Source organism: Thioclava marina (assembly GCF_002020135.1).
GTDB lineage: Bacteria > Pseudomonadota > Alphaproteobacteria > Rhodobacterales > Rhodobacteraceae > Thioclava > Thioclava marina.
Map to the genome: position 1 here is coordinate 500,929 of NZ_MPZS01000003.1, position 13,033 is coordinate 513,961.

Here is a 13,033-nt window from a genome sequence, read left to right on the forward strand (position 1 = left end):
GATCTTGAGACTTGAAAAAACTGTGCCCGGCGATTTCCACCGCCGGGCGTCACTCGTTAGTTCACCCCGTTGAAATCAGAGGCGTCGAGCGTGTGACGGCCCGAGAGGTCGAGCTCGAAATCAGCTTCGAGATCGTCATCGACATTGCCCGCGATGATCGTGTGCTCGCCGTCGTCGCGCATCTCGTAAGAGATCCGCAGCTCGCCCGCCGCGCTGAAATCGCCCGCCGCGAAGAGCACGAAGGATTGCGCCCCGGCCGTGCCCTGATCGGCGTCAATCCCGCTCAGGTCGATCTTGTCGCCCGGTGCGAAGCCGTTGATCCGGTCGCCATCGGCATCGGCGGCCGAGGCGAAGACGAAGGTGTCGTGGCCGCCGCCGCCATCCATCACGTTGACCGATCCGTTCGCGATGATCGTGTCGTCGCCGCTGCCGGTGATGACATTCTCGAAGCTGTAGATCTGGTCGGCGGTCTCGCCGATCATTACCTGGCCGTGGCCGTTGGTGCCGTGGCCCAGATCGACCTCCACCGATTGCGAGATCGCGGCATAGTCCAGCGTGTCGGAGCCTTCGCCGCCCCAGTAGCTGTCGCGCCCGTCCTCTTCGGTCGCGATGACCATGTCGTCGCCCGCATCGGCAAAGACCATGTCGTCGCCCTTTCCGGCTTCGATCACGTCATTGCCCTCGCCGCCGAAGATCCGGTCCGCGCCCCCGTCGCCGAAGATCATGTCATCGCCTTCATTGCCAAGCGCGTTATCGGCGCCGCCCCCGGCGAAGATGATGTCGTTGCCGGCCGCGCCGATGAAGGTCTCGTTGGTGTCGTCGCCCACGAGCACCAGCCCCTCGGGCATCGCGCTCTCGTCCTCATCGGGGCTGTCGGGATCGGTGCCGTCCTGCGCGCTGCCATGGCGCGCATCGACCAGCACGTCCTGCGAACGCTCGCCGCCCACGAGGACGTTGTCGCCGCCGCCGCCCCGGAAGACGATCCGGTGATCGGAGGTCAGCTGGGAGATGTCCACGGTGTCGTCGCCATCATCGCCGTTCACGGTGATCGTCGAGTAGTTCAGGCTGGTGCCCGAGAAGTCACCGACAACCGAGACATTGTCGCCGAAGAACCCGCCAGTATTGCCGCCATCGGGCACGCCATTGCCGTTGTCGGCGGTCACGTCGAGCGTGTTGATGGTGATTTCCTCGATATTGGCCAGTTCGGCGATCACGTCTCCGTTGCGCGTGATGACGATCTCGGCGGCCGCGTTCTGCACGGTCAGGTTCGCCGCGATTGCCGCCGCGACCGTGTAGATCACGAAGGTCTCGCGCGAGTTGTTGCCCGTCACGATGAACCGGTCGCCCGCGGCGCCATTGGCCCCGCCATCGACGAAGTCGCGCCCGTCGGGCCGTGCCGGATTAAAGAAGTTGCCATTGGTCACGTTCCAGACAATCGAGTCATTGCCCGCGCCACCGGTGATCGTGTCATTGCCCTCGCGGCCATAGATCGTGGTGTCGTTGGTGGACGCGCTCAGGTCGATCACCTGATCGGTGGCATCGCCGGTGACGATGTCGAAGGTCTCGGTGACCTGCGTGCCCGAGGGATCGGTCGCCTGGATCGTGGCGCTCAGCGCCTCGTTGTTGCCCAAGCCCCCCGAGACGCGTACCTGATCCTGATTGAACCCGCCGAGGTAGATGCGCGGATCGCCCGAGACGACTTCGTAGTCAGCCTGAGCGCCGAAGGGCACATCTGCGCTCAGACGCGCGATCGTGCTGCCGCCGCCAAAACCGCTGCCATTGCTGCCAGTCGCGCTCCACATGATGTCCGACATCGGATCGACGTTCAGCGAGACCGTCTCGCCATCGGCGAACTCGGCCCATTCGACACCGACGAGAATATCGACGCCATCGGTCGCGACCGGGTTGCCGTTCTGGTCGGTCGGGCTGCGCAGATCGGTGATCTTCACCGCCTGATGACCGTTCATCGAGATCAGCTCGATCCGGTAGTCGTCACGGTTACCCGTATAGACCGCCGTATCGGTGCCGTCCGTGCCGGTATCGCCAAGGATATGGCCTAGCGAGCCGTCCGAGAACACGACGCGGGTGTCGCCCGTGCCATACCAGTTCTCGATGTAGTGATCGACGGTCACCGACTGGTCGTGACGGTTGTCGCCGATCCAGTAGAGGTTCGAGTCGACGATCACACTGTCGCCGAAGATGAAATCGGCTTGGCCGGTGCTCTCGTCGCCGCCATCGCCCAAGCCCGTCATCCGATCGTCGCCGCCGCCACCGACGAGGTAGTTGTTGGCGCCGTTCGAGCCGATGCCGTTTTCATCCGCGCCGGTCAGATCGTCGTTGTAGCGCGAGCCGACAAGGCCTTCGAGGAAGGCATACTGGTCCATCAGGACCGATCCGGTGCCCGCGTTGTTCGAAGTCTGAAGGTTCGCGACCACGTTGATATAGGCGTCCTCGTAAGAGCCGATATCCATGTCGCCCTCGGTGCCGTCGCCGTTGAATTCGATCACCGGGTTCAACTGTGCCGGACTGTCGCCATTGAGACGGTCGCCATCGTTCGCGGTCGGCCCGAGCCCGCCTTCGAGCAGGTCATTGCCCGACCCGCCGTTGATGTTGTCGTCGCCCACGCCGCCGACCATCCAGTCGGAGCCGTTGCCGCCGAACATCTCGTCGACGCTGTCGCCGCCATCCATGTAGTCGTTGCCGTCTCCGCCCATCATCAGGTCGGTGTCGCCTTCGCCATAGAGACGGTCGTCGCCATCGTCGCCGAAGACCTCGTCGATGCCGTCGCCGCCATGTACCTCGTCATCGCCCTCGTTGCCATGCGAGGTGTCGAGTACACCGGGGCCCGCGAAGATCGTATCGTTGCCCGCACCGCCGAGGATGAAATCGTCATTCTCGTAATCGGTGATGTAGTCGTCGCCGTCGCCGCCATAGATATGGTCGTTGCCCTGCGCGCCCTCGATGCGGTCACTGCCCTCATCGCCATAGAGCACGTCATCGCCCAGAGCGCCGACGATGAAATCGTCGCCCGAGAGGCCGATCACGGTGATATGGCCGTCATTGGCCGGGCCGCCGGGGATGGTCTTCACCAGCGAGACATTGTCGATGAAGGCGATATTTCCGCTCGGCGTCGCGTTCACGATCTCGATGCGATAGCCCATCCCGTCATACATCGCGTTGACGGGCAGGGTCTCGAGCGTCACGGTCGCCCATTCGCCCGAGCCGACCACGGTCACGTTCGGATCGAGCGAGGCATCCATCAGATGCGTCTCGGCCAGAACCGAGCCATCCTCGGCCACGATCCGCACGGTCACGTCGAAATCGTTGTTCTGGGCGCGGTTGCCGATGGTGACGGTCAGGGCATAGGTGTTGCCCTCGGCCAGCGGTCCGTCGCCATTCTGACGCAGCATCCGGTTGGAGCTGATATAGGCCGCCTGCGAGCCGTCATGGCCTGCCTCATCCATCACATTGGTCGAGGGATCCCAGATCCCGCCGCCTCCAAGCGCGAGGTTGCCATTCGTGGCCACCGCCAGTTCCCATCCTTCGGGCGTCCCTGCGACCCGAACGCCTGCACCATTGCTGGTGACGCCGGGGCCGGTGAAATCTTCGGCCTCGAAGCCAGCATTGGCGAGCGCCACGTCCTTCACCTCGTCGGGCAGGCGTTCCAGCGTGGCGTTGAAATAGTCGTTGTAGCCGTAGTTATCCGTGCCTTCCGCGACCAGACCGTCACGGGCATTGTCGTGAATGGTCCCGGCGGAGGTCGTGCCGTCGAGCACATAGGTGGCCGAGGGCGTCGCGAAGGCGTCCGGGATATGCTCGAGCCCGGTGGTACGCATGACCAGATGGGCGAATTGCTCGCCGATGATCTGGTCGCCCAGGTGATGCCCGACCGGCATCCGGTAGAGATAATAGAAGCGGTCGCCATCCTGCAGGCGCTGCGTGAAGTCTAGAAGGATGAAGCTGAAAGTGGTGCCGAGCGGGCCGTCGAACATCGCCTGTTCGGCCAGACCGCCGACCCAGAGGTCGATATCCCAGAAGCCCTGATCTCCCTCGCCATCCGAGAGCGTCCAGCCCTCGCCCGGCGTATAGGTGGGCTCGCCCGAGCCGCGCATGAACATCAGCGCCGCGTCATGCATCGGATCGGAAGCATCCGCCGCCGCATCGAGGATCGCCTGCGCGGCCTCGCGGATCTGCCACAGCTCGCCCGTGCCCGCCTGATAGGCGTCTCGCGCGGCCTGCAGCCCGAACGTGCCGTCCTCGTCGCGCCCATAGGCCGCGATGAAGTTCACCAGCGATTCCGGGGTGCGCAGATGTGCCCCGAAATCCTCCCAGCTGTGATAGGGCGCGATGCCCGAGCCGTTGGTGTTGTTCGAGGTGTTCATCGTCAGCCCGTCGAAGACCTGCTGGCGCAGCTCGTTGAGCGTGGGCAGGCCGACATCGCGACCGCGCGCGATATTGAGCGCGGGCAGGTCGAGCGGCACGCCGACCAGAGACTGTTGCAGCGCGGCGGTGACGAACTCGTCCATCTCGTTGCCCTGCTGGGTCAGCAACCCCGCCGCGATCCCCGAGGCGCCATAGACGTCGAACTGATCGGGGTTGAGGAAGACGTCGAACAGTCCCTTTTCGACATAGGTCGGTACATAGCCCGGCTCGCCCGGATTGACGCCGGCCTCGTCGGTCACGGCGATCTGCACCGTCTCGCGCAGCTGCGAATGGCCGAGGCGGAACACGGCCTGCGCGAATTCGAGGCTGATATTGAGGTTGATATCGGCCGAATAGGACACGAATTCCGGCAGCGCCGGGTAGAGCGTCGTCATGTATTGGTCGACGGCGATGTGATTGTATTCGCTCTCGGTGATGATGCGCGCGGCCTGATAGACACGCTCGCCGTCCCAGGTGAGGCTGTCCACGATGCCCTGCACGACCGCATCATCGGTCATGTCGAGGCCCGCCCAGCTGTCGAAGGTCGCCTGATCGACATCGACGGCCAGCCAGCCCTCGTTCTCGGCGCTCTCGCCGTTGAGCCCGCTGAGATCGTTGCTCGCCACCGCATCGCGCACCGCCGCCATCTTTACGTTGAGCGCCTGGATGTTGTGCTCTTCGTGGAAGACATGGTGGACGGAGGTGAGCGTGATATTTTCGTTCACCCGGCCATCGCCCGAGACCTTGTGACGGGCCAGCAGTTCGTCGTCATAGGTGAAGGTGCCCGCGCCCGGGTCGGAAGCCGGGTCCAGCTCATGGCCCTGGGAGTCGAAGCCCGGCGCCGCGCCATGCGCGATATCGAGCAAGATCGCCTGATTGGTGGTGCGCACCTCGCCGATATCGGCGGCTGCGCATTGGCCCTCCATCGCATCCGTGAGCGTCCAGCGCAGGAACGGGTCGAAACCTGCCGCGGCGAGATCCGCATAGGAGGTGTAGGTTACGCCCCCGATCTCGATCCCGGTGGTCGAGGCGATCGCCTCGAGATCGGCCACGCTTTGATCCGAGCGGAAGAGGAAATCGCTTTGCGGCGTGTAGGTGAGACGCCCGATCGCATCGGCATTGATCCACGGGCAGTCGAGTACGTCCGTGTCGATCAGCTCGATCCCGATCCGCGTCGCGTTGACCTTCATGTCGGCCCAGCTCGCCAGCTCGTTCGTGCCATCGACCATCGTTCCGTCGGGCGCCATGGCCGGACCCATCGAGACGTCGAGCGCGACCAGATTGCCGCTGGCATCGGCGCGATGCACGGTCCCGTCCTCGGCCCCGTTGATCAGCAGCCCCGTGACCGTGCCGCTGGCATCGTATTGGCGCACCAGCACGTTGACCGCTTCGTGCGAGCCGTAGGTCTGACTCTGGTCGATCATCAGGCCGGTATTGTTGTTGTAGAGCGGGGTGACGCCTGGCAGCAGGTTGCCGTTCGCGTCGAAATCCGTATCGGGGTTCGACAGCTTCGCCCGGCTCAGCATCATCATGTTCGACACGCCCGAGATGTAGGACGGATCGGAGGGATCGACCCAGAGCGGATCGTTCGGGCTCAGCGGGATCATCACCACGCCGCCGGTCTTCTGGATGAAGTCCAGCCCGTGATCGAAGAACTGACCGAAAGCCACGAACCATTCGTTATAGGTCACGCCGCCAAGGATGCCGGGGTTCGGCATGAAGGCGGTGGTGATATCGCCCACGACCGAGTTCGACACCGCCACGGCCTCGCCGCCCAGGTTGTTCATCGCGGCCACGGCGGCGGGGTTGTAGTTCGGATCGGAGGTGTCGACATTCGAGCTGGTGATGAGTTGCGAGATCAGGCGCGGGGCGCTGTCCACCACGACCGAGCTGTTGAGAATGTCCTGCGTCGAGCCGTCGGGAGCGAACTGGTATTCCGCCTGGGCATCCGCCATGAGCGCCATCATCGACATCGCGTCGACGGTCGGCACGTAATCGGCCTCGCCGGGCATGCGGCCCTCGCTATCGGCCACGAACATCGAGGGCGCCATCGACATCGGATTGTCGACCAGAACGTCTTTCGAGGTCGCGACGTAATCGGGATCATCGGGCATCCGGCCCTCGCTGTCAGGCAGGATCAGCGTGATCCACATCTTCTGCACGGTGGCATAGCTCGTACCGTATTCCAGTTCGGTCGGATGGTTCGTCGCGAACATCCGCAGGAACTCGGTATCGGCCTGACCCCAGTCGGGATGCACATTGCCGCCGCTCCAGACGATCGTGCCGTCTTCGGCCACCGTGTAGCCGCCCGCGAGGTTGTTGTTTTGCCCCGAGACCTCGCGCACACCGTTCGGGTCGAGCGCGCTCGTGAGCCGTGAATAATCGTTGAGGATATTCACCTGTTGCAGAAGATAGTCGAGATCGGCTCCGGCAAGATTGATCATTGTAACCCCCTAAGACCTGCGGGCCTGCATCGCAGACCCAGATACACCCATCGCCGGATGCTTGATCGTCGGAGAGTTGAAACGAGACGGCCGCATCTTCCTGCGCCGATCATCTCGCCGTCACCCCCACAAGCACGGCGCTTTCCCGTATTCCATGACGCCACGGAATGACCGGGACGAAAATTGTCTTAGGTCCAACGAGTTTTTCCCCTATGGTCGGGAACGGTCTTCGCCAAAGGACGGATGGGGCGATGCGACTAAGGTCTGGTGTCGATGCGGCGAAGGTCGGATTTGCCGGCAGTTTCGCCCGCTGGTTACGGAACCCGCTGAGATGGTTTCTCGGCATCTCCCTGTCGTCGCAATTCCTTGTCGGTCTTGGCCTCGTCCTCAGCCTTGCGCTGGCCTCACTCGCCTATTGGATCAATACCCGCGCGACGACGCGACTTCTGGATGCGAGTGCCGATACCGCGGCCTTCTACATGCAGAACCTGTTGCAGCCGCATGTTCAGACGCTCGGGCGCGGCGAGCCGCTGCACCCGGTTGATCTGGTGGCGCTGCACAATCTGACAAACGCGTTTCGCGACCAGGGCCATTTCCTCGCGATCAAGATCTGGAGCCGTGATGGCAAGCTGATCTTCTCGCCCAAGGAGCATGTCGTCGAAGCCCATCCCGACAACGAGATATTCGAGGCGCTGGAGGGCAATGTGCTCGGCCGATTTCCCGATCTCGGCGATTCCGCGCATGATGCCGAGCGTGCGCTCGGCGTGAAGCTGTATGAAATCTACGCCCCGCTGCGCGACCTCGAGACCGGCTCGATCCTCGCGGTGGGCGAGTTCTACCAGAATGCCGATGTCATCCGCGCGGCGCTCGTGAATTCGGCCACCAGGACCTGGATGTTCGTGGCGCCGCTCGCGCTGACCGTTTTCACCATGCTCTTCCTGATCGTGCGCCGGGGGAGCCTCACCATCGAGCGCCAGAATGCCGAACTGCGACGTCAGTTCAGCGAGCGCGAGCAACTGCTCATGCGCAATTCGGAGCTGCATCGCTCGATCGCGGAGGCTTCGCAAAAGGCCGCGGGCATTGACGAACTGTCCAAGCGGCGCATCGGGTTGGAGCTGCATGACGGTGCGTGCCAGCTTCTGTCTTATCTCGTCTTGGAGATCGACCGGCTCGAGCGTGTGATTCGTTCGCCGAATGGTGCCGATGCCTCGAAGGCGGGCAAGATCGTTGACGAAATCGGAAAGGTCGCCCGCGACACGATGACTGAAATTCGTGCGATTTCGCGTGGCCTCGTCTCGCCGCATCTCGGCGCTGCGAAAGACCTTAATGTCCTGCTCGAAACGATCGCGAGCGATCACAAGCGCCGGACCGGTGCCGAGGTCGCGCTGGAGCTTGCACCGGACCCGCCCGACTTTCCCGAGACCACGCGATTGACCCTTGGCCGGATCGTGCAGGAAGCGTTCACCAATGCGGCGAAACACGCCCCCGGATCGAGCGCGAAAATCGAGACATATCAGAGTGATGGCTCGTTCGTCGTCCGGGTCTCCAATAGCGGCTCGGATGCGGCCGCCGAAGCCATGCAGCCGTCCGAGGGCGGGGATGGCGGGCTTGGCCTTCCGGGGATGACCTTCCGTGCGCAATCTCTGGGTGGAACGCTGGAGTTTCGCAAGCTCGCACCGCGCGGCGCGCAGGTGATCTGCCGCGTTCCGATCGAGGCCGAAGCGGACTAGATCTTTCGCCCGGACAGATCGAAGGGCGTATGCGGGTAATCCCCAATAGATATCCTTCAAATGTCTTTTTTAATTGAGATTATTCTCGGTCGCTTCATTCTTGAGAGACTGGGGAAAGATGATCTCGCTACGAATAGTCCGGTGAACGAGCCGGATCGCGTTGGGGTGACGCTGCGGCGAGATCATCGCAAAGGGGTAATTTGAAATGGCTCATTTTGTGGGAACGACCGCTTGCATCGTCGATGACCATCCGATTTTTCGGCAGGGTCTTTGCGCTGTCTTGAATGAAACGCTCGAAATCGAAGTACTTGCGCAGGGAGGGAGCGCAGCCGACGCGGTCGAACTCACGCGCCGCCAAAGTCCCGATATCATGATCCTCGATCTCACGATGCCCGGCGGCGGGCTGAATGCACTGCGTGCGATCATGGAAAGCGATCCGTCGATGCAATGCATCCTGCTGACCGCCTGCGACGATCCCGAAACCGCAATCGAGGCGATGAGCGCAGGGGCCAAGGGCTACATCCTCAAGGGGGTCGGTGTTGCGGAACTGGAAGCGGCGATCGACGCGATCCTTCATGGCGGCACGTTCGTGTCTCCCAACTTTGCCGCGGCGCTTCTGCAAGCGGCGCTCTCGGGGCAGGAGAGGGACGACAAGGGGGGCGCTCTCACGCATCGCGAGATGCAGGTTCTTCGCGAGCTGGAACGTGGCAAGACCAATCGCGAGATCGCAAAACGCCTCGCGATCAGCGAGAAGACGGTCAAGTTCTACATGACGAATATCATGCAGAAATACGGGGTGAAGAACCGGCTCGAAGCGGTGATCGCGCATCGTCATGCGCATGAGCGCGCGCTCTCGGGACAGACGCGCCTGTCATAGGCGCGGCTCCGTTGCCACCATTGCAATGACGCAAGGGTGCTTTGCCGGGCGTCTGGTCGGACTGAGTGATTGCCGCCCTGAGTGCGGCCCGCTCATGTCGTGGTCTCGCGAATACGTGCCGCCTCGTGGAGCATCTCCGTCAGATGCACGATCTCGGGCCGCTCAGTCATCTCGCGTTTCATCGTCAGTCCCACGGCGCCGGACATGAACTGAGCAGTAAGTGGCAGGCTGATCAGCTGCCCTGAATCGAGTTCTCGGGCGATCACCCCGCGCGAGATGAACCAGAGCATGTCGGAGTTCTCGAGCAGGCCGAGGCCGGTGGCGAGTGAGACGGTCTCGATCGTGCAGCGCGGCTCGGTGATGCCCTGTGCACCCAGATAATCGTCGACGATCCGCCGGATGATCGCACCGCGGGTGGGCAGGATGAGGTCGCAATGGCGCAGCGCCTCGGCGGCGCTCGCTTGCGCGAAAGGATGGCCGCGCCTTGCGGCGAGGATCACCTCTTCTTCGTAGAGGAAATCGAAACGCAGACCGGGCATGTCGGCGGCGGCGGGCATCCGGCCGATCATCAGGTCGAGCGCGCCCGAGCGGATCCTATCGAGCAGGTAGAGGTTCGGCCCGGTGCTGATCGAAAGCCGGATGCCTGGGCGCGATCGGGTGAAGGCCAATGCGACCCCCGGAAAGAACGACCCCGCGACGGTGGGAAGGGCGCCGACATTGACCACATCCCCCGCACCATCGCCGCTCAGCGCGGCCGCCCCGGCCTCCAGCTCGTGCAGCGCCTGGATCGCGTGACGACGGAAGGTCTCGCCGGCAGGGGTCATGTGCAAGCGCCGCCCACGCCGTTCCAGCAATGCCCCGCCCAGCATCTCCTCCATCTCGGAGAGCGTCTTCGACAGCGCCGGTTGCGAAATTCCCTGCTTGCGCGCGGCAGCAGAGACGCCCCCGGCCTCGACCGTGTCGAGGAAGGCGCGGATGTGACGAAGCTTGAGACCCTTATGTATGGTCATGGGGTTATGGATTAGCGTGCATTTTGTATTTGGCTCAAGCGAAAACTTGAGAAAATATTATGCGGGGAGGAAGAGAATGCACGCGCTGACATTCGACTGGGGACATGTTCATTTCCGTGAGGACGGAACTACGAATGGACTCCCCATCATTTTTCTGAATTCGCTCGGCACCGATCTTCGGATGTGGGAAGGGCTCGTCGCGCCGCTTGGGGCGCATCGCTTGGTGCGGATGGACAAGCGCGGCCATGGGCTCAGCGCGCGCTCGCCAGAGGCACCGACGATCTCGGATCTCGCAAGCGATGCCTTGGCGGTCGCCGATCATCTCGGGATCACGCGGGCGGTTTTCGTCGGTTGTTCGATCGGCGGGATGATCGCGCAGGAGATCGCGCGCATCGCCCCCGAGCGGGTTACGGCGCTGGTGTTGACCAACACCGCCGGAAAGATCGGGACGGAAGAAAGCTGGGCCGAACGGATCGCGGCGGTGCATCAGCAGGGCCTGCCCGCGATGACCGAGGGGATTCTCGCTCGCTGGTTCGGTCCCGGGTTTCGCGCAAGCGCCGATTGTGCGCTCTGGGCCACCGAGGTCTCGCGCTGCGACCCCGATGGATATGCAGGCTCCTGCGAGGCGCTTGCGAGGGCCGATCTGCGCGCGGCGCTGCCGAAGATCGCGGCGCCCACGCTGGTCATCGCGGGTGGCCATGACGGCGCGACGCCGCCCGAGCAGGTGCTCGGGATGGCGGCGCTCATCCCCGGCGCGCGCGCCGAACTGATCGAAGAAGCGGGCCATATTCCGGCAATCGAACGGCCAGGCAACGTGGCCCGCCTCATCACCGAATTTCTGAAGGAGCACGATCTTGTCTGACCGTTATGAAGCCGGGATGGAGACGCGCCGCCGTGTGCTCGGCGATGCCCATGTGAACAAGGCCGACGCCTGCAAGACCGAGTTCGACGCGCCGTTTCAGGAGTTCATCACCGAGGGCGCCTGGGGTTCGGTCTGGTCGCGCCCCGATCTGACCCCGCGCGAGCGCTCGATCGTGACGATCGCGCTCTTGGCCGCGCAGGGCAATCATGAGGAGATCGCGATGCATACCCGCGCCACCGCCAACACGGGTGCGACGCCCGCGGATCTGCGCGAGGCGATGCTGCATGTCGCCGTCTATGCGGGCGTGCCGCGCGCCAATCACGCGATCAAGATCATCAAGGAAACGCTGAAGGAGATGGGACAATGACCGGCCGCCTGATCCCGCGAGAAGCGGGCATTCACCCGCCCGCCTTCACGCCCACCTACAAGACCTCGGTGCTGCGCAGCCCGCAGCGCGCGCTGATTTCCTTCGACAGCTCGCCCAGCGAGGAAACCGGTCCGACCTTCGGTCATGTGAAGCTCGGTGCGCTCGATAACGACCTGCTGCTGAACTATGCCCGCCCCGGCGCAAGCGCCATTGGCGAGCGGATCATCGTGCATGGGCGGCTTCTGGACGAGAACGGCCGCCCGATCCCCGGCGCACTGATCGAGATCTGGCAGGCCAATGCGGGCGGGCGTTACCGGCACAAGAAGGACGGCTATCTGGCGGCCCTCGATCCCGATTTCGGCGGTTGCGGGCGCACCATCACCGGCGAGGATGGCTCTTATGCATTCCGCACCGTGAAGCCCGGCGCCTATCCCTGGCCGAACGGGCCGAACGAATGGCGCCCCGCCCATATCCATTTCTCGATCTTCGGGCACAGCTTCGGCCAGCGCCTGATCAGCCAGATGTATTTCGAGGGCGACCCGCTGATCGCGCGCTGTCCGATCGCGCAGACCATTCCCGACAAGGCCGCGCTCGACCGCCTGATCGCGGGCCTCGACATGAGCGAGACGAAACCGATGGACGCGATCGCCTACCGGTTCGACATCGTGCTGCGTGGTCATCGCCAAACCCTGTTCGAGAACCGTCCGGAGGGCATGTGATGGCGCAACGTCCCGAGAAACTGATCCTCACGCCCTCGCAGACGGCGGGGCCTTACGTCCATATCGGCCTCGCGCCGGAAGCCTGCGGGATCGAGGATGCCCCCGTTGCGACGCTGGGCCGCGAGATCGCCGGGCCGGGTGCGAAGGGCGAGCGGATCACCGTGACCGGCCGCGTCGTCGATGGTGGCGATCTGCCGCTGCGCGATTGCCTGATCGAGACCTGGCAGGCAGATGCCTCGGGGATCTATTCCGGTCATGCGGGTGCCGATCCCGAGGTAGGAGGCTTTGGCCGCATCGCCGCCGATTTCGGCACGGGCGAGTTCTCCTTCGAGACGATCAAGCCGGGCGCGGTGAGCCTCGGCGCGGATCGCGCGGTCCCGCCGCATATCTCCTTCTGGATCTTCGCGCGTGGCATCAATCACGGGCTGCATACGCGGATGTATTTCCCCGAGGACGATCTGTCGGGCGACCCGCTTCTGGGTCGCATCGAGCATCGCGACCGGATCGCGACCATGGTCGCCGAAGCCACCGGCCCGGGCGAATACCGCTTTGAAATTCGCCTGCAAGGCCCGGGTGAAACCGTCTTCTTCGACATCTGAGCC

At 63.6% G+C, this 13,033-nt stretch carries 8 protein-coding genes; 6 read left to right on the top strand and 2 right to left on the bottom strand.

Features of this window, described 5'->3' with window-relative positions; genetic code table 11:
* Window positions 1-56: 56 nt before the first annotated feature.
* On the bottom strand, window positions 57-6,866 hold the full coding sequence (locus BMG00_RS16595; RefSeq protein ID WP_078575147.1) for a peroxidase family protein: 6,810 nt from the start codon (window positions 6,864-6,866) through the stop codon (window positions 57-59).
* Between the two features lie 251 nt (window positions 6,867-7,117).
* Here BMG00_RS16595 and BMG00_RS16600 point away from each other — a divergent pair, with 251 nt between their 5' ends.
* Both BMG00_RS16600 and BMG00_RS16605 read left to right on the top strand, forming a co-directional pair.
* Window positions 7,118-8,596 (top strand): sensor histidine kinase, encoded by a 1,479-nt coding sequence (locus BMG00_RS16600; RefSeq protein WP_158521758.1) that lies wholly within the window; start codon window positions 7,118-7,120, stop codon window positions 8,594-8,596.
* Between the two features lie 205 nt (window positions 8,597-8,801).
* A complete protein-coding gene (locus BMG00_RS16605) occupies window positions 8,802-9,473 on the top strand; it encodes a response regulator transcription factor (RefSeq protein ID WP_078575149.1) in 672 nt (223 codons plus the stop codon).
* A 92-nt stretch (window positions 9,474-9,565) separates the two neighbouring features.
* On the opposite strand, the gene BMG00_RS16610 is transcribed toward BMG00_RS16605, so the two are convergent.
* Complete coding sequence (locus BMG00_RS16610; RefSeq protein WP_078575150.1) at window positions 9,566-10,483, bottom strand: LysR substrate-binding domain-containing protein; 918 nt, start codon at window positions 10,481-10,483, stop codon at window positions 9,566-9,568.
* Window positions 10,484-10,559: 76 nt separating this feature from the next.
* On the opposite strand from BMG00_RS16610, the gene pcaD reads away from it, so the two are divergent.
* Genes pcaD through pcaG form a run of 4 tightly spaced genes read left to right on the top strand, consistent with a single transcriptional unit; the run spans window position 10,560 to window position 13,030 of the window.
* Window positions 10,560-11,345 carry a 3-oxoadipate enol-lactonase gene (pcaD, locus tag BMG00_RS16615; RefSeq protein WP_078575151.1) on the top strand — a complete coding sequence of 262 codons (786 nt, stop codon included), beginning with the start codon at window positions 10,560-10,562 and terminating at the stop codon, window positions 11,343-11,345.
* Window positions 11,338-11,712 carry a 4-carboxymuconolactone decarboxylase gene (gene pcaC / locus BMG00_RS16620; RefSeq protein WP_210401966.1) on the top strand — a complete coding sequence of 125 codons (375 nt, stop codon included), beginning with the start codon at window positions 11,338-11,340 and terminating at the stop codon, window positions 11,710-11,712. The genes pcaD and pcaC overlap by 8 nt, the downstream gene beginning before the upstream one ends.
* Window positions 11,709-12,431 (top strand): protocatechuate 3,4-dioxygenase subunit beta, encoded by a 723-nt coding sequence (pcaH, locus tag BMG00_RS16625; protein ID WP_078530340.1) that lies wholly within the window; start codon window positions 11,709-11,711, stop codon window positions 12,429-12,431. The genes pcaC and pcaH overlap by 4 nt, the downstream gene beginning before the upstream one ends.
* Window positions 12,431-13,030, top strand: a complete 600-nt coding sequence (gene pcaG, locus BMG00_RS16630) for a protocatechuate 3,4-dioxygenase subunit alpha (RefSeq protein ID WP_078575152.1) — start codon at window positions 12,431-12,433, stop codon at window positions 13,028-13,030. Before pcaH ends, pcaG begins: the two co-directional genes overlap by 1 nt.
* The last annotated feature ends 3 nt before the right edge of the window (window positions 13,031-13,033 follow it).

Excerpts from the sequence above, each read along its gene's own strand:
- BMG00_RS16610 (WP_078575150.1), bottom strand. The coding sequence starts at position 10,483 with ATGACCATACATAAGGGTCTCAAGCTTCGTCACATCCGCGCCTTCCTC.
- BMG00_RS16595 (WP_078575147.1), bottom strand. The coding sequence starts at position 6,866 with ATGATCAATCTTGCCGGAGCCGATCTCGACTATCTTCTGCAACAGGTG.
- BMG00_RS16600 (WP_158521758.1), top strand. The coding sequence starts at position 7,118 with ATGCGACTAAGGTCTGGTGTCGATGCGGCGAAGGTCGGATTTGCCGGC.
- pcaH (WP_078530340.1), top strand. The coding sequence starts at position 11,709 with ATGACCGGCCGCCTGATCCCGCGAGAAGCGGGCATTCACCCGCCCGCC.
- pcaG (WP_078575152.1), top strand. The coding sequence starts at position 12,431 with ATGGCGCAACGTCCCGAGAAACTGATCCTCACGCCCTCGCAGACGGCG.
- pcaD (WP_078575151.1), top strand. The coding sequence starts at position 10,560 with ATGCACGCGCTGACATTCGACTGGGGACATGTTCATTTCCGTGAGGAC.
- BMG00_RS16605 (WP_078575149.1), top strand. The coding sequence starts at position 8,802 with ATGGCTCATTTTGTGGGAACGACCGCTTGCATCGTCGATGACCATCCG.